Source organism: Serratia symbiotica (assembly GCF_000821185.2).
Classification (GTDB): Bacteria; Pseudomonadota; Gammaproteobacteria; order Enterobacterales; family Enterobacteriaceae; genus Serratia; species Serratia symbiotica.
The window spans coordinates 3,291,624-3,314,174 of record NZ_CP050855.1 but is presented as its reverse complement, the minus strand read 5'-3'; the positions used below and the strand labels follow the sequence as shown (position 1 = coordinate 3,314,174).

Genomic DNA, 22,551 nt, shown 5'->3' with positions numbered 1-22,551 from the left:
GTAAGGTCATATGTATGTTGCATGTTAAGCAGTGTGGCTTTATGGTTTTTTCTTTTCTTAATAGCTCCACTCTCTTCGCCGAAAAATACATTCTCGAGTCTCTTATCTTCAGTGTAAAAATATATTTTCAACTGCTCACGGTGCATCCCCCATTACCCGTCACAGCGTTTTAAAAATCAACAGGCCAGAGAACGCTTCTCATTTTCGCAGCGCAAAACTGGCGTGTTCGCAACACCAACATAGCGTTCCCGGGCCTATTTTAACCGTGACTTCAGTTATTCACCCGTTCCTGCTCTCACCTGATGGTGAGGGTATCAGTTAGCTTGCTTTATATACGTGACACTTTACTCCCTCAGTAAACCCGTCGCAGTCACACCACTTTTGATATTACGAACAATGGAGCCGTCTCATGATTGACAAGAACGAAGGAACTAAGGGTTATACGGAAAGTAATTCAGAACAGTTCTTCCGTGAAATGCTGAGTAGTGTGACCGAGGCTGTACTGGCATTTGGCCAGAGTAGCACCCCACCAGGAGAGTTAATCATGACGGCATCGGGGTTTATGCTCAGGCAGGAGCTGAATACCCGGTTACGTCGTCAGGCAGCGCGCCTCGGGGTCAGTCTGGAAAGCCTCTGTCACCTGGGCTGGGCGCTGGTGCTGTCACGCAGCAGCCACTGTGAGCAGGTGGTGTTTGGCACAGGACTGCGGGCGCACAGGGGCATATTACCTATTCGTGTGGATATCCGTGAGACGGGGACAGAAGAGGCTGCTCGCCAGGTATTTGCGCGGCTGGAGGCATTACAGACCCATCAGCAGACGCCCCTGTCGCTGGCGCTCCGGTGCAGTGGCGTGGGAGGAGAAGCCCCGCTGTTCAATGCCCTGCTGAACTACCGCCATAGCCAGAGCAACGAGACCACCGTTGAAATAGAGGACGCCCAGTGGCTGGATGAACAGGCGCGAACCCATTACCCGGTAACCCTGTCGGTTGACGACGACGGCGAGACCCTGGGGGTCACGGTACAGGCCGTGTCCCCGCTGGAGCCGGCCCGGGTGGGCGACTATATGGCGCAGGCGCTGCTGTCGCTGGTGACGGCACTGGAAACCACACCGCAAAAAGCGGTGTGTGAGCTGCCCATTCTGCCGGCGGCCGAGCGTAAGTGCGTGCTGTATGACTGGAATGCCACCGGGGTGGACTACCCGCAGGGCGAATGCCTGCACACACTGTTTGAGCAGCAGGTGCAGCGTACACCGCATGCAATGGCCGTGACAGCGGAAGGGGAGACGCTCAGCTATGCGGCCCTGAATAACCGCGCCAACCGCCTGGCGCATTACCTGCGGGCGCAGGGGGTGGGGCCGGATGAACGGGTGGCGGTGTGTGCCGAACGCAGCAGCGCGATGGTGGTCGCCCTGCTGGGGATCCTGAAGGCCGGGGGCGCTTATGTGCCGCTCGATCCGGGCTACCCGCGTGAGCGCCTGAACTATATTCTCGGGGATGCGGCCCCGGCGCTGCTGCTGGCTGACGCGCACGGGCTACAGGTGCTGGACACCCCGTCGGTGCCGGTGATCCCGCTGGACGACCTCGCCGCACTGACCGACGGGCTGCCGGAAGATAACCTGGCACCGGCAACCCTGAGTTTGTCTGAACGTCACCTGGCGTATGTGATTTACACCTCGGGATCTAGCGGTCAGCCGAAGGGGGTAATGAACGAGCACTCCGGGATTGTGAACCGCCTGCGCTGGATGCAGGAACGTTACGGGTTAACGGCCGATGATGCGGTCTTGCAGAAAACCCCGTTCAGTTTTGATGTGTCGGTGTGGGAGTTCTTCTGGCCGCTGATGACGGGGGCGATGCTGGTGATGGCGCGGCCGCTGGGGCACCGGGATCCGGCTTATCTGAGTCAGGTGATCGCCGACGCGGGCATTACCACGCTGCACTTCGTCCCCTCCATGCTGTCGGAGTTCCTGGCGTCAGACAGCGTGCGCACAGCGGCGATGCACATTAAACGGGTGATCTGCAGCGGGGAAGCGCTACCGCTCCCGACGGTGCAGCTTTTCCACCGGCTGCTGCCGGATGTGGAGTTACATAACCTCTACGGGCCTACAGAGGCGGCGGTCGATGTAACGGCCTGGATGTGCGAGTGGGACAGCCCACGGGCGCTGGTTCCGATCGGCAAACCGATAGCCAACACGCGGATTTATCTGCTGGATCCGCAGGGGGAGCCGGTGCCGGTGGGGGCTGTCGGCGAGCTGTATATCGGCGGTGTGCAGGTGGCACGGGGTTACCTGAACCGGCCGGCGTTGACCGCCGAACGCTTTCTGGCGGATCCGTTCAGTGCCGAGCCGGGGGCGCGGATGTACCGCAGCGGCGACCTGGCGCGCTGGCTGCCGGACGGGACGGTAGAATACCTGGGGCGTAATGACGAGCAGGTGAAGATCCGCGGGTTCCGTGTGGAGCCAGGCGAGGTGGCGGCACGGCTGGCGGCACACCCGCAGATCCGCGAAGCGGTGGTGCTGGCCCGGGGCGAGGGGGAGGCCCGTCACCTGGCCGCCTGGTGGGTGCCGGAAACGGAGGAGACGGCCTGTGATGCCGCGTCACTGCATGCCTGGTTGGCGGGAGCGTTGCCTGATTATATGGTGCCGCGCAGCTATGTGCGGCTGGACGCCCTGCCGCTGACGCCAAACGGCAAGCTGGACAAACGAGCGTTACCGGTGCCGACGGAGGACGCCCGGGTGCGCGGGGAGTATGAAGCGCCGCAGGGTGACGTGGAGACGATCCTGGCAGCACAGTGGTGCGCGCTGCTGGGTCTCGACCAGGTGGGACGCCACGACAACTTCTTTATGCTGGGCGGGCATTCACTGCTGGCGGTGCGCCTGATCAGTCATTTACAGAGGCAGGGTTATGCCCTGAGTCTGCAAGCGGTATTTGCCGCCCCGCTGCTGGCAGAGATGGCAGCGGCCTGTGGCGCAGGGCACCGGGAGGTGCCAGTCCCGCCGAACGTCATTACCCCGCAGGTAACCGCCCTTACCCCGGAGATGTTACCGCTGGCCACCCTGACGCAGGCCGAGATCGACAGTATTGTCGCCCGGGTGCCGGGGGGGATAGCGAATATCCAGGACATCTACGCCCTGTCGGCGTTGCAGGAGGGGATGCTGTTTCACCGCCTGCTCGATGAAGACCATGACCCTTACGTGCTGCGGCTGTTGTTGCATTTTGACACTCAGGCGGCACTGACGCGTTATATCGGCACCCTGCAGTTCAGTATCGACCGGCATGACAGCCTGCGCACGGCGATATTCCATGAAGGGCTGCAGGAGCCGGTTCAGGTGGTGCTGCGTACGGCCAGACTGGACGTTGAACAGTTCCGGCCTGATGCTGAGGGTGAAGCGGTAGCGGTACAGCTGCTGCAGTATGCACAAGGCACGCCATTGAGGCTGGAGCAGGCCCCGTTGCTGCACCTGGTGGTTGCCGACGGCGATCAGGGTGAGTGTGTCGGGGTTCTGAAGCTGCATCACCTGATAGCTGACCATGTTTCGCTAGATATATTGCACCGTGAAGGGGGATTAACGGCATCAGCGCGGGCAGCGCTGCCGCCACCGCCGCCGTTCCGTAATCTGATTGCCGCAGGGCGACAGAAAGGTTTGCGGGCGCGTTCACAGCGCTTCTTCCGTGAGATGCTGGGCGATGTGACCGAGCCGGTACTGGCCTTCGGGCTGAATGATGTCCGGCTGGACGGGGCCGACACCACCGAGTCGCGGCAGAGGTTGCCGGCGGCGCTGAACCGCCGGCTGCGCGCCCAGGCGGCCCGCCTCGGGGTGAGCCTGGCCAGCCTGTGTCACCTGGGCTGGGCGCTGGTGCTGTCACGCAGCAGCCACTGCGAACAGGGGGTGTTTGGCACGGTACTGCTGGGTCGCAGCGGGGCAGAGAGCGAACATCTGATGGGGCTGCTGATCAACACCCTGCCGATCCGGGTCGATATCAACGGCACGGGAACGCAAGAGGCCGTCCGTGCGGTGCATGCCCGGCTGGGGGCGCTGCTGGCCCATGAGCAGGCCACATTGCCGCTGGCCCAGCAGTGCAGTGGCGTGGCGGGTGAAGCCCCGCTGTTCAATGCCCTGCTGAACTACCGCCATAACCAGAGCAACGAGACCACCACTGAAATAAAGGGCGTCCAGTGGCTGGATGAGCAGGAGCGAACCAATTACCCGGTGACGCTGTCGGTTGAAGACGACGGCGAGACCCTGGGGGTCACGGTACAGGCCGTGGCCCCGCTGGAGCCGGCCCGGGTGGGCGGCTATATGGCGCAGGCGCTGCTGTCGCTGGTGACGGCACTGGAAACCACACCGCAAAAAGCGGTGTGTGAGCTGCCCATTCTGCCGGCGGCCGAGCGTAAGCGCGTGCTGTATGACTGGAACGCCACCGGGGTGGACTACCCGCAGGGCGAATGCCTGCACACACTGTTTGAGCAGCAGGTGCAACGCACGCCGCATGCAATGGCCGTGACGGCAGATGATGGCGTGCTCAGCTATGCGGCCCTGAATGACCGCGCCAACCGCCTGGCGCACTACCTGCGGGCGCAGGGGGTGGGGCCGGATGAACGGGTGGCGGTGTGTGCCGAACGCAGCAGCGCGATGGTGGTCGCCCTGCTGGGGATCCTGAAGGCCGGGGGCGCTTATGTGCCGCTCGATCCGGGCTACCCGCGTGAGCGCCTGAACTATATTCTCGGGGATGCGGCCCCGACGCTGCTGCTGGCTGACGCGCGCGGGCTGCAGGTGCTGGACACCCCGTCGGTGCCGGTGATCCCGCTGGACGACCTCGCCGCACTGACCGGCGGGCTGCCGGAAGATAACCTGGCACCGGCAGCCCTGAGCCTGTCTGAACGTCACCTGGCGTATGTGATTTACACCTCGGGATCTAGCGGTCAGCCGAAGGGGGTGATGGTGGAGCACCGGCAGGTGGTCAATCTCTGCCAGGCACAGGGGACGCTGTTCAGCGTGACGACAGACAGCCGTGTCCTGCAGTTCGCTTCGGCCTGTTTTGATGCGAGTATTTTCGAGATCGTGATAACGCTGGGCCATGGTGGCACCCTGATCATCGTGCCGGATGATATCCGTCAGGACAGGCAGCGTCTTGCCGGCTTTATCAGGCAGTACGGGGTGACGCATGCGACCTTCCCACCGGCCCTGTTCGGCCAGCGCTATCCGGATGACTTCAGCACACTGCAATACGTTGTCTTCGCCGGTGAGTCCCCGTCGGCAGCCCTGCTGCAGGGCGCGGCGGAAACGGCGGTGGTCTTTAATGCCTACGGCCCGACCGAGACTGCGGTGTGTGCGACGGCATTACGCTATGAGCCGGCCAACCCGCTGCACAGTGAAAGAGCCATCGGTACACCGATAGCCAACACGCGGATTTATCTGCTGGATCCGCAGGGGGAGCCGGTGCCGGTGGGGGCTGTCGGCGAGCTGTATATCGGCGGTGTGCAGGTGGCACGGGGTTACCTGAACCGGCCAGCGCTGACCGCCGAACGCTTTCTGGCGGATCCGTTCAGTGCCGAGCCGGAGGCGCGGATGTACCGCAGCGGCGACCTGGCGCGCTGGCTGCCGGACGGGACGGTGGAATACCTGGGGCGTAATGACGAGCAGGTGAAGATCCGCGGGTTCCGTGTGGAGCCAGGCGAGGTGGCGGCACGGCTGGCGGCACACCCGCAGATCCGCGAAGCGGTGGTGCTGGCCCGGGGCGAGGGGGAGGCCCGTCACCTGGCCGCCTGGTGGGTGCCGGAAACGGAGGAGACGGCCTGTGATGCCGCGTCACTGCGTGCCTGGTTGGCGGGAGCGCTGCCTGATTACATGGTGCCGCGCAGCTATGTGCGGCTGGACGCCCTGCCGCTGACGCCAAACGGCAAGCTGGATAGACGGGCGCTGCCGGCACCGACGGAGGACGCCCGGGTGCGCGGGGAGTATGAAGCGCCGCAAGGTGACGTGGAGACGATCCTGGCGGCACAGTGGTGCGCGCTGCTGGGTCTCGACCAGGTGGGACGCCACGACAGCTTCTTTATGCTGGGCGGGCATTCACTGCTGGCGGTGCGCCTGATCAGTCATTTACAGAGGCAGGGTTATGCCCTGAGTCTGCAAGCGGTATTTGCCGCCCCGCTGCTGGCAGAGATGGCAGCGGCCTGTGACACAGGGCACCGGGAGGTGCCAGTCCCGCCGAACGTCATTACCCCGCAGGTGACCGCCCTTACCCCGGAGATGTTACCGCTGGCCACCCTGACGCAGGCCGAGATCGACAGTATTGTCGCCCGGGTGCCGGGGGGGATAGCGAATATCCAGGACATCTACGCCCTGTCGGCGTTGCAGGAGGGGATGCTGTTTCACCGCCTGCTCGATGAAGACCATGACCCTTACGTGCTGCGGCTGTTGTTGCGTTTTGACACTCAGGCAGCGCTGACGCGTTATATCAGCACCCTGCAGTTCAGTATCGACCGGCATGACAGCCTGCGCACGGCGATATTCCATGAAGGGCTGCAAGAGCCGGTTCAGGTGGTGCTGCGTACGGCCAGACTGGACGTTGAACAGTTCCGGCCTGATGCTGAGGGTGAAGCGGTAGCGGTACAGCTGCTGCAGTATGCACAAGGCACGCCATTGAGGCTGGAGCAGGCCCCGTTGCTGCACCTGGTGGTTGCCGACGGCGATCAGGGTGAGTGTGTCGGGGTTATGAAGCTGCATCACCTGATAGCTGACCATGTTTCGCTAGATATATTGCACCGTGAAGGGGTGTTAACGGCATCAGCGCGGGCAGCGCTGCCGCCACCGCCGCCGTTCCGTAAGCTGATTGCCGCAGGGCGACAGAAAGGTTTGCGGGCGCGTTCACAGCGCTTCTTCCGTGAGATGCTGGGCGATGTGACCGAGCCGGTACTGGCCTTCGGGCTGAATGATGTCCGGCTGGATGGGGCCGACACCACCGAGTCGCGGCAGAGGTTGCCGGCGGCGCTGAACCGCCGGCTGCGCGCCCAGGCGGCCCGCCTCGGGGTGAGCCTGGCCAGCCTGTGTCACCTGGGCTGGGCGCTGGTGCTGTCACGCAGCAGCCACTGCGAACAGGGGGTGTTTGGCACGGTACTGCTGGGTCGCAGCGGGGCGGAAAGCGAAGACATGGTGGGGCTGCTGATCAACACCCTGCCGATCCGGATCGATATCAACGGCACGGGAGCGCAAGAGGCCGTCCGTGCGGTACATGCCCGGCTGGGGGCGCTGCTGGCCCATGAGCAGGCCACATTGCCGCTGGCCCAGCAGTGCAGTGGCGTGGTGGGTGAAGCCCCGCTGTTCAATGCCCTGCTGAACTACCGCCATAACCAGAGCAACGAGACCACCACTGAAATAGAGGGCGTCCAGTGGCTGGATGAGCAGGAGCGGAGCAACTACCCGGTGACGCTGTCGGTTGAAGACGACGGCGAGACCCTGGGGGTCACGGTACAGGCCGTGGCCCCGCTGGAGCCAGCCCGGGTGGGCGGCTATATGGCGCAGGCGCTGCTGTCGCTGGTGACGGCACTGGAAACCACACCGCAAAAAGCGGTGTGTGAGCTGCCCATTCTGCCGACGGCCGAGCGTAAGCGCGTGCTGTATGACTGGAATGCCACCGGGGTGGACTACCCGCAGGGCGAATGCCTGCATAGGCTGTTTGAGCAGCAGGTGCAGCGCACGCCGCATGCAATGGCCGTGACGGCAGATGATGGCGTGCTCAGCTATGCGGCCCTGAATGACCGCGCCAACCGCCTGGCGCACTACCTGCGGGCGCAGGGGGTGGGGCCGGATGAACGGGTGGCGGTGTGTGCCGAACGCAGCAGCGCGATGGTGGTCGCCCTGCTGGGGATCCTGAAGGCCGGGGGCGCTTATGTGCCGCTCGATCCGGGCTACCCGCGTGAGCGCCTGAACTATATTCTCGGGGATGCGGTGCCGACGCTGCTGCTGGCTGACGCGCGCGGGCTGCAGGTGCTGGGCACCCCGTCAGTGTCGGTGATCCCGCTGGAGGATGTACCGCTACTGACGGGGGAATTACCCGCCGGGGATCTGACGCCAGCAAGCGCCGGGCTGTCGGCAAATCACCTGGCGTATGTGATTTACACCTCGGGATCTAGCGGTCAGCCGAAAGGGGTGATGGTGGAGCACCGGCAGGTGGTCAATCTCTGCCAGGCACAGGGGGCGCTGTTCAGCCTGACGACAGACAGCCGTGTCCTGCAGTTCGCTTCGGCCTGTTTTGATGCGAGTATTTTCGAGATCGTGATGGCGCTGGGCCATGGTGGCACCCTGATCATCGTGCCGGATGATATCCGTCAGGACAGGCAGCGCCTTGCCGGCTTTATCAGGCAGTACGGGGTGACGCATGCGACCTTCCCACCGGCCCTGTTCGGCCAGCGCTATCCGGATGACTTCAGCACACTGCAATACGTTGTCTTCGCCGGTGAGTCCCCGTCGGCAGCCCTGCTGCAGGGTGCGGCGGAAACGGCGGTGGTCTTTAATGCCTACGGCCCGACCGAGACCGCGGTGTGTGCGACGGCATTACGCTATGAGCCGGCCAACCCGCTGCACAGTGAAAGAGCCATCGGTACACCGATAGCCAACACGCGGATTTATCTGCTGGATCCGCAGGGGGAGCCGGTGCCGGTGGGGGCTGTCGGCGAGCTGTATATCGGCGGTGTGCAGGTGGCACGGGGTTACCTGAACCGGCCAGCGCTGACCGCCGAACGCTTTCTGGCGGATCCGTTCAGTGCCGAGCCGGGGGCGCGGATGTACCGCAGTGGCGACCTGGCGCGCTGGCTGCCGGACGGGACGGTAGAATACCTGGGGCGTAATGACGAGCAGGTGAAGATCCGCGGGTTCCGTGTGGAGCCGGGCGAGGTGGCGGCACGGTTGGCGGCACACCCACAGGTTCGCGAGGCGGTGGTGCTGGCCCGGGGTGAGGGGGCGTTACGTCACCTGGCCGCCTGGTGGGTGCCGAAAACGGAGGAGACGGCCTGTGATGCCGCAGCGCTGCATGCCTGGCTGGCGGGAGCGCTGCCTGATTATATGGTGCCGCGCAGCTATGTGCGGCTGGACGCCCTGCCGCTGACGCCAAACGGCAAGCTGGACAAACGGGCGCTGCCGGCACCGACGGAGGACGCCCGGGTGCGCGGGGAGTATGAAGCGCCGCAGGGTGACATGGAGACGGCCCTGGCGGCGCAGTGGTGCGCGCTGCTGGGTCTCGACCAGGTGGGACGCCACGACAGCTTCTTTATGCTGGGCGGGCATTCACTGCTGGCGATGAGGCTGGTGAGCCGACTGCGCCGCGCGGGGTATGCCCTGAGTCTGCAGGCGGTGTTTGCCGCCCCGCTGCTGGCGGAGATGGCGGCGGCCTGTGGCACAGGGCACCGGGAGGTGCCAGTCCCGCCGAACGTCATTACCCCGCAGGTGACCGCCCTTACCCCGGAGATGTTGCCGTTGGCCACCCTGACGCAGGCCGAGATTGACAGTATTGTCGCCCGGGTACCGGGGGGGATAGCGAATATCCAGGACATCTACGCCCTGTCGGTGCTGCAGGAGGGGATGCTGTTTCACCGTCTGCTTTCTGCAGAGGATGATCCTTATGTACTGACCGTATCGCTGCATTTTGACACTCAGGCGGCGCTAACGCGTTATATCGACACCCTGCAGTTCAGTATCGACCGGCATGACAGCCTGCGCACGGCGATATTCCATGAAGGGCTGCAAGAGCCGGTCCAGGTGGTGCTGCGTACGGCCAGACTGGACGTTGAACAGTTCCAGCCCGATGCCGGGGACGAGCCGGTGGTGGCACAGTTGCTGCGGCATGCACGCCGTCAGCGGGTAAACTTTGAACTTGAAAAAGCCCCGCAATTGCACCTGACGACCTCGTGGGAAGAGAATGGTGAGCTTGTCGGAGTGCTGCAGTTGCACCATCTGGTAGCTGACCATGTTTCGCTAGATATATTGCACCGTGAAGGGGTGTTAACGGCATCAGCGCGGGCAGCGCTGCCGCCGCCGCCGCCGTTCCGTAATCTGGTTGCCACAGGGCGACAGGAAGGTTTGCGGGCGCGTTCACAGCGCTTCTTCCGTGAGATGCTGGGCGATGTGACCGAGCCGGTACTGGCCTTCGGGCTGAATGATGTCCGGCTGGACGGGGCCGACACCACCGAGTCACGGCAGAGGTTGCCGGCGGCGCTGAACCGCCGGTTGCGCGCCCAGGCGGCCCGCCTCGGGGTGAGCCTAGCCAGCCTGTGTCACCTGGGCTGGGCGCTGGTGCTGTCACGCAGCAGCCACTGCGAACAGGTGGTGTTTGGCACGGTACTGCTGGGTCGCAGCGGGGCGGAAAGCGAAGACATGGTGGGGCTGCTGATCAACACCCTGCCGGTACGGGTCGATATCAACGGCACGGGGACGGAAGAGGCCGTCCGTGCAGTACATGCCCGGCTGGGGACGCTGCTGGCCCATGAGCAGGCCACGTTGTCGCTGGCCCAGCAGTGCAGTGGCGTGGCGGGTGAAGCCCCGCTGTTCAATGCCCTGCTGAACTACCGTCATAACCAGAGCCATGCGGATACTGCTGAAATACAGGGTGTCCAGCTGCTGGGAGGGCGGGAGCGAACCAATTATCCCATCACCTTGTCAGTTGAAGACGACGGCGAGACCCTGGGGGTCACGGTACAGGCCGTGTCCCCGCTGGAGCCGGCCCGGGTGGGCGACTATATGGCGCAGGCGCTGCTGTCGCTGGTGACGGCACTGGAAACCACACCGCAAAAAGCGGTGTGTGAGCTGCCCATTCTGCCGGCGGCCGAGCGTAAGCGCGTGCTGTATGACTGGAATGCCACCGGGGTGGACTACCCGCAGGGCGAATGCCTGCACAGGCTGTTTGAGCAGCAGGTGCAGCGCACGCCGCATGCAATGGCCGTGACAGCGGAAGGGGAGACGCTCAGCTATGCGGCCCTGAATGACCGCGCCAACCGCCTGGCACATTACCTGCGGGCGAAGGGGGTGGGGCCGGATGAACGGGTGGCGGTGTGTGCCGAACGCAGCAGCGCGATGGTGGTCGCCCTGCTGGGGATCCTGAAGGCCGGGGGCGCTTATGTACCGCTCGATCCGGGCTACCCGCGTGAGCGCCTGAACTATATTCTCGGGGATGCGGCCCCGGCGCTGCTGCTGGCTGACGCGCACGGGCTGCAGGTGCTGGACACCCCGTCGGTGCCGGTGATCCTGCTGGAGGATGTGCCGTTACTGACGGGGGAATTACCCGCCGGGGATCTGACGCCAGCGAGCGCCGGGCTGTCGGCAAGTCACCTGGCGTATGTGATTTACACCTCGGGATCTACCGGCCAGCCGAAGGGGGTGATGGTGGAGCACCGGCAGGTGACCAACCTGTGCCGGACGCAAAGTGAGGTGTTCAGCGTGATGGCAGACAGCCGTGTCCTGCAATTCGCTTCCATCTGTTTTGATGCCAGTGTCTTTGAAATCAGCATTGCGCTCTGCACCGGAGCCTGCCTGGTTGTAGTACCGGATGATATCCGTCAGGACAGGCAGCGCCTTGCCGGCTTTATCAACCAGCATGGGGCCACGCACGCGCTTTTCCCGCCAGCCCTGTTCGGCCAGCGCTATCCGGATGACTTCAGCACGCTGCAGTATGTTGCTTTCGGCGGTGAGTCCCCGTCGGCAGCCCTGCTGCAGAGCGCGGCGGAAACGGCGGTGGTCTTTAATGCCTACGGCCCGACCGAGACCACGGTGTGTGCGACGTTATTGCGCTATGAGCCGGCCAACCCGCTGCACAGTGAAAGAGCCATCGGCAAACCGTTAGCCAACACACAGATTTATCTGCTGGATCCGCAGGGGGAGCCGGTGCCGGTGGGGGCTGTCGGCGAGCTGTATATCGGCGGTGTGCAGGTGGCACGGGGTTACCTGAACCGGCCGGCGTTGACCGCCGAACGCTTTCTGGCGGATCCGTTCAGTGCCGAGCCGGGGGCGCGGATGTACCGCAGCGGCGACCTGGCGCGCTGGCTGCCGGACGGGACGGTAGAATACCTGGGGCGTAATGACGAGCAGGTGAAGATCCGCGGGTTCCGTGTGGAGCCAGGCGAGGTGGCGGCACGGCTGGCGGCACACCCGCAGATCCGCGAAGCGGTGGTGCTGGCCCGGGGTGAGGGGGCGTTACGTCACCTGGCCGCCTGGTGGGTGCCGGAAACGGAGGAGACGGCCTGTGATGCTGCGGCGCTGCATGCCTGGCTGGCGGGAGCGCTGCCTGATTATATGGTGCCGCGCAGCTATGTGCGGTTGGACGCCCTGCCGCTGACGCCAAACGGCAAGCTGGACAAACGGGCGCTGCCGGCACCGACGGAGGACGCCCGGGTGCGCGGGGAGTATGAAGCGCCGCAGGGTGACGTGGAGACGGCCCTGGCAGCACAGTGGTGCGCGCTGCTGGGTCTCGACCAGGTGGGACGCCACGACAGCTTCTTTATGCTGGGCGGGCATTCACTGCTGGCGATGAGGCTGGTGAGCCGACTGCGCCGCGCGGGGTATGCCCTGAGTCTGCAGACGATATTTGCCGCCCCGCTGCTGGCGGAGATGGCGGCGGCCTGTGGCGCGGGGTACCAGGAGGTGCCAGTCCCGCCGAACGTCATTACCCCGCAGGTAACCGCCCTTACCCCGGAGATGTTACCGCTGGCCACCCTGACGCAGGCCGAGATCGACAGTATTGTCGCCCGGGTGCCGGGGGGGATAGCGAATATCCAGGACATCTACGCCCTGTCGGCGTTGCAGGAGGGGATGCTGTTTCACCGTCTGCTTTCTGCAGAGGATGATCCTTATGTACTGACCGGGTCGCTGCATTTTGACACTCAGGCGGCGCTGACGCGTTATATCGACACCCTGCAGTTCAGTATCGACCGGCATGACAGCCTGCGCACGGCGATATTCCATGAAGGGCTGCAAGAGCCGGTTCAGGTGGTGCTGCGTGCGGCCAGACTGGACGTTGAACAGTTCCGGCCTGATGCTGAGGGTGAAGCAGTGGCGGTACAACTGCTGCAGTATGCACAAGGCACGCCATTGAGGCTGGAGCAGGCCCCGTTGCTGCACCTGGTGGTTGCCGACGGCGATCAGGGTGAGTGTGTCGGGGTTATGAAGCTGCATCACCTGATAGCTGACCATGTTTCGCTAGATATATTGCACCGTGAAGGGGGGTTAACGGCATCAGCGCGGGCAGCGCTGCCGCCACCGCCGCCGTTCCGTAAGCTGATTGCCGCAGGGCGACAGAAAGGTTTGCGGGCGCGTTCACAGCGCTTCTTCCGTGAGATGCTGGGCGATGTGACCGAGCCGGTACTGGCCTTCGGGCTGAATGATGTCCGGCTGGACGGGGCCGACACCACCGAGTCACGGCAGAGGTTGCCGGCGGCGCTGAACCGCCGGCTGCGCGCCCAGGCGGCCCGCCTCGGGGTGAGCCTGGCCAGCCTGTGTCACCTGGGCTGGGCGCTGGTGCTGTCACGCAGCAGCCACTGCGAGCAGGTGGTGTTTGGCACGGTGCTGCTGGGTCGCAGCGGGGCGGAAAGCGAAGACATGGTGGGACTGCTGATCAACACCCTGCCGGTACGGGTCGATATCAACGGCACGGGAGCGCAAGAGGCCGTCCGTGCGGTGCATGCCCGGCTGGGGGCGCTGCTGGCCCATGAGCAGGCCACGTTGTCGCTGGCCCAGCAGTGCAGCGGCGTGGCGGGCGAGGCTCCGCTGTTCAATGCCCTGCTGAACTACCGCCATAACCAGAGCAACGAGACGCTCTTTGAAATACAGGACGCCGATCAGTTAGGGGGCCAGGAGCGAACCAATTATCCCATCACCCTGTCGGTTGACGACGACGGCGAGACCCTGGGGGTCACGGTACAGGCTGTGGCCCCGCTGGAGCCATCCCGGGTGGGCGGCTATATGGCGCAGGCGCTGCTGTCGCTGGTGACGGCACTGGAAACCACACCGCAAAAAGCGGTGTGTGAGCTGCCCATTCTGCCGGCGGCCGAGCGTAAGCGCGTGCTGTATGACTGGAACGCCACCGGGGTGGACTACCCGCAGGGCGAATGCCTGCACACACTGTTTGAGCAGCAGGTGCAGCGCACGCCGCATGCAATGGCCGTGACGGCAGATGATGGCGTGCTCAGCTATGCGGCCCTGAATGACCGCGCTAACCGCCTGGCGCACTACCTGCGGGCGCAGGGGGTGGGGCCGGATGAACGGGTGGCGGTGTGTGCCGAACGTAGTGCGGCGATAATGGTTGCCCTGCTGGGGATCCTGAAGGCCGGGGGCGCTTATGTGCCGCTCGATCCGGGTTACCCACGTGAGCGCCTGAACTATATTCTCGGGGATGCGGCCCCGGCGCTGCTGCTGGCTGACGCGCACGGGCTGCAGGTGCTGGACACCCCGTCGGTGCCGGTGATCCTGCTGGAGGATGTGCCGTTATTGACGGGGGAATTACCCGCCGGGGATCTGACGCCAGCAAGCGCCGGGCTGTCAGCAAATCACCTGGCGTATGTGATTTACACTTCGGGATCTACCGGTCAGCCGAAGGGGGTGATGGTGGAGCACCGGCAGGTGGTCAATCTCTGCCAGGCACAGGGGGAGCAGTTCAGCGTGACGACAGACAGCCGCGTCCTGCAGTTCGCTTCAGCCTGTTTTGATACGAGTATTTCCGAGATCGTGATGACACTCGGCCATGGTGGCAACCTGATCATCGTGCCGGATGATATCCGTCAGGACAGGCAGCGCCTTGCCGGCTTTATCAGGCAATACGGGGTGACACACGCGACCTTCCCGCCGACCCTGTTCGGCCAGCGCTATCCGGATGACTTCAGCACACTGCAATACGTTGTCTTCGCCGGTGAGTCCCCGTCGGCAGCCCTGCTGCAGGGTGCGGCGGAAACGGCGGTGGTCTTTAATGACTACGGCCCGACCGAGACCGCAGTGTGTGTGACGGCATTACGCTATGAGCCGGCCAACCCGCTGCACAGTGAAAGAACCATCGGCAAACCGTTAGCCAACACGCGGATTTATCTGCTGGATCCGCAGGGGGAGCCGGTGCCGGTGGGGGCTGTGGGCGAGCTGTATATCGGCGGTGTGCAGGTGGCACGGGGTTACCTGAACCGGCCGGCGCTGACCGCCGAACGCTTTCTGGCGGATCCGTTCAGTGCCGAGCCGGGGGCGCGGATGTACCGCAGTGGCGACCTGGCGCGCTGGCTGCCGGACGGGACGGTGGAATACCTGGGGCGTAATGACGAGCAGGTGAAGATCCGCGGGTTCCGTGTGGAGCCGGGCGAGGTGGCGGCACGGCTGGCGGCACACCCACAGGTTCGCGAGGCGGTGGTGCTGGCCCAGGGTGAGGGGGCGTTACGTCACCTGGCCGCCTGGTGGGTGCCGGAAACGGAGGAGACGGCCTGTGATGCTGCGGCGCTGCATGCCTGGTTGGCGGGAGCGCTGCCTGATTACATGGTGCCGCGCAGCTATGTGCGGCTGGACGCCCTGCCGCTGACGCCAAATGACAAGCTGGACAAACGGGCGCTGCCGGCACCGACGGAGGACGCCCGGGTGCGCGGGGAGTATGAAGCGCCGCAGGGTGACGTGGAGACGGCCCTGGCGGCACAGTGGTGCGCACTGCTGGGTCTCGGCCAGGTGGGGCGTTACGACAGCTTCTTTATGTTGGGCGGGCATTCACTGCTGGCGGTGAGGCTGGTGAGCCGGCTGCGCCGCGCGGGGTATGCCCTGAGCCTGCAGGCGGTGTTTGCTGCGCCGGTATTAACGGATATGGCGAAGTGCATTTATGGCGCACCGGCATACCCGTCTGATAAGGCAATTGCAGTCAGAACTGAAGGTCACCAGGCACCTTTGTTCTTCCTGCCTTCAGGTTTTGGTGATTATTCGTATGTCTACGAACTGGCCCGTTTTATTGATAATGAGTCCCCCATTTACGCCCTGCCATGGCCGGCGGGCCTGGCGGAAAAAGGGTTCACTCTGGCGAAGGTGGTCGGGTATGCCGTGGCTATGCTCCGCAGGGTTCAGCCACACGGGCCTTACCATCTTGCGGGGTATTCATCGGGCGGGCTTTTAGCCTGGTCTATAGCCAGACATCTGCGGGAGAATGGAGAGAAGATCGCCTTTGTTGGCCTGATAGATACGTTACTGCCGGAGATGAGACATTCAGCTTCTGAGGCATTCGCCGGTGAGGCGCAGTCCCCTTCTGCTGCGGAGATAAGAGAGGAGGCGGACAGAATCGGGCTGAATATGGATTTGATTAACGCAGCCAGTATTCAGCATCACGCCCGGCTAGTGGCGGACGTGGACGTGACCCCGACGGATATTGATGTGTATTTGTTCAAGGCGAAAGAAGAGTATATGGATGAAAATACGTCATGGTTCAAAAGGATAACGCAGCGGGGATATACCCGTGAGGATGCGTCCGCCCTTCTCTGGGATACGGTGCTTGAGCCTGAAAGGATAACGGTGACGCGGGTTAACGGAAACCATGTGACTTTATTAACCGATGCCGGTAACCGGCAGGCGCTGGGTGCCCATATTTCGGCGTCGTTAAAGGCGTGTCGGGAATGATGGGTAATAACTGACTGGCGGATCGTTTAACCCCTGTATTATCCGTTGTTATTAATTTTACTGTTAACAGTAAGACAGGCAACGAGCTTGTACTGGATCCTGTGTAAATGTCTTTTCTCAGAAGTGACCGTCCAGGCGGTCACCAAACTTGATAATAAAACGGCTCATCGCCATGCGACAGTCCCTCAGCGGCATCGTCCATTTTTGCGAGGCCGCCTGGATTGCCAGCCACACCACCTTTTTCACTGGGTCATCCGTCGGGAACACCTTACGTTTTTTGATGGCATGCAGGATCACGCTGTTCAGCGACTCGATGGCGTTGGTTGTGTAGAGTACCTTGCGGATGTCCGTTGGGTAGGCGAAGAACGTGGCCAGATTGGCCCAGTTTGCCTGCCAGCTTCGGCTTATTTGTGGATACCGCCTGTCCCAGGCTCCACCGAACGCTTCCAGCGCCTGCAACCCCGCTTCTTCCGTGGGTGCCTGATAGATGGCTTTCAGGTCACGGGTGACGGCCTTGTACTCCTTCCAGGAGACGAACCACAGACTGTTGCGCACTCTATGGACGATACACAGTTGGATACATGCCTGCGGATACGCCGCGTTGATGGCATCAGGGAAGCCTTTCAGGCCGTCAACGCAGGCGATGAGAATGTCGTTCCGCCCGCAGTTTTTTAGCTCTGTCAGCACGTTCAGCCAGAACTTCGCGCCTTCATTTTCGGCCAGCCACATACCCAGCAACTCTTTCTGACCTTCAATATTGATACCCAGCGCCAGGAACACGGATTTGTTGATGACGCAGTTGTCCTGCCGGACTCTCAGGACGATACAGTCAAGATAAACAATAGGATAGACTGCATCCAGTGGTCGGTTTTGCCATTCGACAACCTGCTCCATGACGGCATCGGTGACCTTTGAGACCCGCGTCGGCGAGACATCGGCGTCTACAGCTCTTTGAAGGCGGCGGCGAACTCGCGGGTGGTCATCCCTTTGGCGTACAACGATAAAATCTGGTTATCTATCCCGGTGATCCGGGTCTGGTTTTTCTTCACCCGTTGTGGTTCAAAGGAACTGTCACGATCGCGTGGAGTACGCAGTTCCAGCGGGCCATCGCCAGTTCGCGGAATAGCCGTTGCGGGCATTAGAACCGACCTTAGGTTGATTTTTATTGTAGCCGAGGTGATGGGTCATTTTGGCATTGAGAGCGGCCTCAACGCTGATTTTTTCAGCAGCCGATCGAACTGGTTGAGAGCCTTAGGGGTTTTGAGATTTTTGGCTAATTCGTTAGCCAGAGCCTGCAACTGTTTTTCGTCCATAAACTAACCTGTTTTTGATGTTGGATTGAACATATCAAAATCAGGCAGATACACAAATTTCTAAACAGGCTCTTCCACGGCTTGCCGTGTTATACCTGTTGGCAACGCTTAGTACAATAGTGCTGTGGTTAATGGGATATCATCTTGAAAATAAAGGATTATATCTACGATATCAGGCAAATAGCACAAAACATCGGCGTGTTATTTCCTCGCTGACATTAGCGGAGAATGTCTTACGACACTCTCCGCTATTAGTAAGGCGGATAGAGCTGAGAGCTATCCTCATCCATCTATCTAAAACATACCGAAGTAGGGTGCTGATCTATTGATGAGGGATTTCTGGAGATCCTCAGCCCTAAAGGTGCGGCTTATCAGTCCAGCCGGTGCAATGCATGCAGCGGTTACTCGTCGTTGCCACCGCCCAGATTGCCTGCATTGAGTAGTTCGGCCAGGTTGGCTGTTGCTTCTTCCGCGCTGACCTGCGGAACAATCGGCGTTTCATCCTGCGCACGACGACGCATACGATCCTGATGATAAGCGTAACCCGTACCGGCTGGGATCAGACGGCCCACGATGACGTTCTCTTTCAGACCACGCAGTTCATCACGCTTGCCAGCAACGGCCGCTTCGGTCAGAACGCGCGTCGTTTCCTGGAACGATGCTGCAGAAATGAAGGATTCGGTCGCCAGGGAAGCCTTGGTGATACCCAACAAGTCACGTGAGAAGGTTGCCGGGATCTTACCGTCAGCTTCAAGCTGACGGTTGGCAATCTTAACGCGTGAAACTTCAGCTTGCTCGCCTTCCAAGAATTCGCTCCCCCCCGCACTGACAATGGTGCCTTTACGCAGCATCTGACGAACGATAACTTCGATATGCTTATCGTTAATCTTAACACCTTGTAGGCGGTAAACTTCCTGCACTTCGTTGGTGATATAGCGGGTAACCGCATTCACACCACGCAAACGCAGAATGTCGTGCGGAGACTCTGGGCCGTCGGAAACAACATCACCACGCTCTACAATTTCCCCTTCAAATACGTTGAGCTGACGCCATTTCGGGATCATCTCTTCGTAAGCGTCGCTGCCGTCCAGCGGAGAAATTACCAGCCGACGTTTGCCTTTGGTCTCTTTACCGAACGAGATAATCCCGCTGATTTCAGCCAGGATTGCCGGCTCTTTCGGACGACGTGCTTCGAACAAGTCCGCAACGCGTGGCAGACCACCGGTGATATCCTTAGTACCGCCCGATTCTTGAGGAATACGCGCCAAGGTATCACCTGCACCGATCTGAATGCCGTCTTCTAGTTGCACAATCGCTTTGCCTGGCAGGAAGTATTGAGCAGGCATATCAGTACCTGGGATCAACACGTCGTCGCCTTTGGCATCAACGATTTTCAGCGCCGGACGCAAATCTTTACCGCTACCGGTACGCTCTGCGCTATCCAGCACCACCAGGGAAGACAAACCGGTCAGTTCGTCGGTCTGGCGAGTAATGGTCTGGCCGTCAACCATGTCAGCGAAACGAATAAAACCACTCACTTCACTGATAACTGGCATAGTGTGCGGATCCCAGTTAGCCACCGTTTCGCCGCCGTTAACTTCTGCACCGTCACCTTTGCCCATCACGGCACCGTAAGGCACTTTGTAGCTTTCTTTGGTACGGCCAAACTCGTCGATCAGCTTCAACTCGGTATTACGAGAAGTAATCACCAGCTTGCCTGCTGCATTCATAACGAACTTAACATTGTTCAGCTTCAGACTACCTCTATTCTTAACCTGAATGCTGGACTCTGCTGCCGCACGCGATGCCGCACCACCGATGTGGAAAGTACGCATCGTCAACTGGGTACCCGGCTCACCGATGGATTGTGCCGCGATAACGCCGATGGCTTCGCCCTTGTTGATGATATGACCACGCGCCAAGTCACGACCATAGCAGTTGGCACACACACCAAAGTCAGTTTCGCAGCTCACTACTGAACGAACTTTAACGCTATCGACAGAGTTCTCTTCCAACAGGTCACAAGTCTTCTCATTCAGCAAGGTATTGCGTGGCACCAAGATATCAGCCGTACCCGGCTTGATGATATCTTCCGCTGTTACACGACCCAGAACGCGTTCACGCAGTGGCTCTTTAACATCGCCACCTTCAATAACCGGCGTCATCAGGATGCCGTTGTGCGTGCCGCAGTCATCTTCAGTGACCACCAGATCCTGTGCAACGTCTACCAGACGACGAGTCAAATAACCAGAGTTAGCGGTTTTCAGTGCAGTATCCGCCAAGCCTTTACGCGCACCGTGCGTCGAGATGAAGTACTGGAGTACATTCAGACCTTCACGGAAGTTGGCGGTGATTGGCGTTTCAATGATCGAGCCGTCCGGTTTCGCCATCAGGCCACGCATACCAGCTAACTGACGGATCTGAGCAGCAGAGCCACGCGCACCGGAATCGGCCATCATAAAGATGCTGTTGAAGGAAACTTGCTGTTCCACCACGCCATCACGGTTAACCACGTCTTCGACCGATAGGTTTTCCATCATCGCTTTCGCAACACGCTCGTTCGCCGCAGCCCAAATATCGATCACTTTGTTGTAGCGTTCACCCGCAGTAACCAGACCAGACTGGAACTGCTCCTGGATCTCGGCAACTTCGGTTTCCGCCTCTTCGATGATCTCCGCTTTCTTGGCCGGAATAACCATGTCATCGATACCCACTGAAGCACCAGAACGAGCCGCATAGGCAAAACCGGTGTACATGATCTGGTCAGCAAAGATAACGGTCGGCTTCAGACCCAGGATGCGGTAACAGGTGTTCAGCATCTTGGAAATCGCTTTCTTACCCAGAGGCTGGTTAACGATCGAGTATGGCAGACCTTTTGGCACAATCATCCACAGGATAGCTCGGCCAATAGTGGTATCCACGATGTTGGTCTGTGTCGTCCATTCGCCTTCGGCGGTTTTGACGTCTTCGGTAATACGCACTTTAACCCGCGCATGCAGTGACGCCAGACCGGCGCGGTAAACACGCTCAGCTTCTTTCGAACCATTTAGCACCATGCCTTCGCCTTTGGCGTTAACACAGTCGCGGGTCATGTAGTACAGACCCAATACCACGTCTTGTGAAGGAACGATGATTGGTTCGCCGTTCGCGGGTGACAGGATGTTGTTGGTAGACATCATCAGCGCACGCGCTTCCAGCTGGGCTTCTAGCGTCAACGGTACGTGAACAGCCATCTGGTCACCATCGAAGTCGGCGTTGTATGCCGCACAAACCAGCGGATGCAGTTGGATCGCTTTGCCTTCGATCAAAACAGGTTCAAACGCCTGGATACCCAGACGGTGCAGGGTTGGTGCACGGTTCAGCAATACCGGGTGTTCGCGGATCACTTCGTCCAGGATATCCCAAACTACAGCTTCTTCACGCTCAACCATTTTCTTGGCGGCTTTGATGGTGGTGGCTAGGCCACGCAGTTCCAGCTTGCCGTAGATGAACGGTTTGAACAGCTCCAGCGCCATTTTCTTCGGCAGGCCGCACTGATGCAGACGCAGGTAGGGGCCGACGGTGATGACAGAACGGCCAGAGTAGTCAACACGTTTACCCAACAGGTTCTGACGGAAACGACCCTGCTTACCTTTGATCATATCGGCCAAAGATTTCAGAGGACGTTTGTTAGAACCGGTGATCGCACGACCACGACGGCCGTTATCCAGCAGGGCATCTACCGCTTCTTGCAGCATACGCTTTTCGTTGCGCACAATGATGTCAGGCGCAGCCAGATCCAGCAGGCGTTTCAGACGGTTGTTACGGTTGATCACGCGGCGGTACAGATCGTTAAGATCTGATGTCGCGAAACGACCGCCATCCAGCGGAACCAGTGGCCGCAAGTCTGGCGGCAGTACCGGCAGCACAGTCAGGATCATCCACTCCGGTTTGTTGCCAGACTGCACGAACGCTTCCAGCAACTTGATACGCTTGGTCAGCTTTTTGCGCTTGGTTTCGGAGTTGGTTTCGTTTAACTCTTCACGCAGTTGCTCGCACTCGACTTCCAGATCCATGTTTTTCAACAGGGCCTGAATAGCCTCGGCACCCATTCTGGCGTCAAATTCGTCGCCGAACTCTTCCAGCGCATCCAGATATTGCTCTTCAGTCAAGATCTGACGGCGCTCAAGGTTGGTCATGCCGCCTTCAACCACCACGTAGGATTCGAAGTACAGCACGCGTTCGATATCACGCAGCGGCATATCCAGCAGCAAACCGATGCGCGAAGGCAACGATTTCAGGAACCAGATGTGCGCAGTCGGCGAGGCTAGCTCAATGTGGCCCATGCGCTCACGGCGCACTTTGGTTTGGGTCACTTCAACGCCACACTTCTCACAGATTACACCGCGGTGTTTTAAGCGCTTGTACTTACCGCACAGGCACTCGTAGTCTTTTACCGGCCCAAAGATACGGGCGCAGAAAAGGCCGTCACGCTCAGGTTTGAACGTACGGTAGTTAATGGTTTCCGGCTTCTTAACTTCACCGAACGACCATGAACGGATCATGTCTGGCGAGGCCAGAGCAATCTTGATCGCATCAAACTCTTCGGTCTTGGTTTGCGCTTTTAAAAACTTCAATAAGTCTTTCACGGAT

2 protein-coding genes and 2 pseudogenes are annotated in these 22,551 nt (G+C 60.9%); 2 read left to right on the top strand and 2 right to left on the bottom strand.

The window, feature by feature from the left end; genetic code table 11:
- Positions 1-409: 409 nt before the first annotated feature.
- Positions 410-16,606: a non-ribosomal peptide synthetase gene (locus SYMBAF_RS16260; protein ID WP_185899908.1), complete on the top strand. Its 16,197-nt coding sequence runs from the start codon at positions 410-412 to the stop codon at positions 16,604-16,606.
- Between the two features lie 117 nt (positions 16,607-16,723).
- Here SYMBAF_RS16260 and SYMBAF_RS16255 read toward each other — a convergent pair.
- Positions 16,724-17,919: pseudogene (locus SYMBAF_RS16255) on the bottom strand (IS256 family transposase).
- 77 nt (positions 17,920-17,996) lie between these two features.
- On the opposite strand from SYMBAF_RS16255, the pseudogene SYMBAF_RS17985 reads away from it, so the two are divergent.
- A pseudogene (locus SYMBAF_RS17985) lies at positions 17,997-18,248 on the top strand (IS4 family transposase); the annotation flags it as partial.
- Between the two features lie 72 nt (positions 18,249-18,320).
- On the opposite strand, the gene rpoC reads toward SYMBAF_RS17985, so the two are convergent.
- The gene (gene rpoC / locus SYMBAF_RS16250) at positions 18,321-22,547 is read right to left on the bottom strand and encodes a DNA-directed RNA polymerase subunit beta' (protein ID WP_040264642.1); all 4,227 of its coding nucleotides are present in this window, start codon (positions 22,545-22,547) and stop codon (positions 18,321-18,323) included.
- Positions 22,548-22,551 lie beyond the last annotated feature (4 nt).

Bases quoted from the DNA above. Each gene is read 5' to 3' on its own strand.
- SYMBAF_RS16260 (WP_185899908.1), top strand. From the start codon at position 410: ATGATTGACAAGAACGAAGGAACTAAGGGTTATACGGAAAGTAATTCA.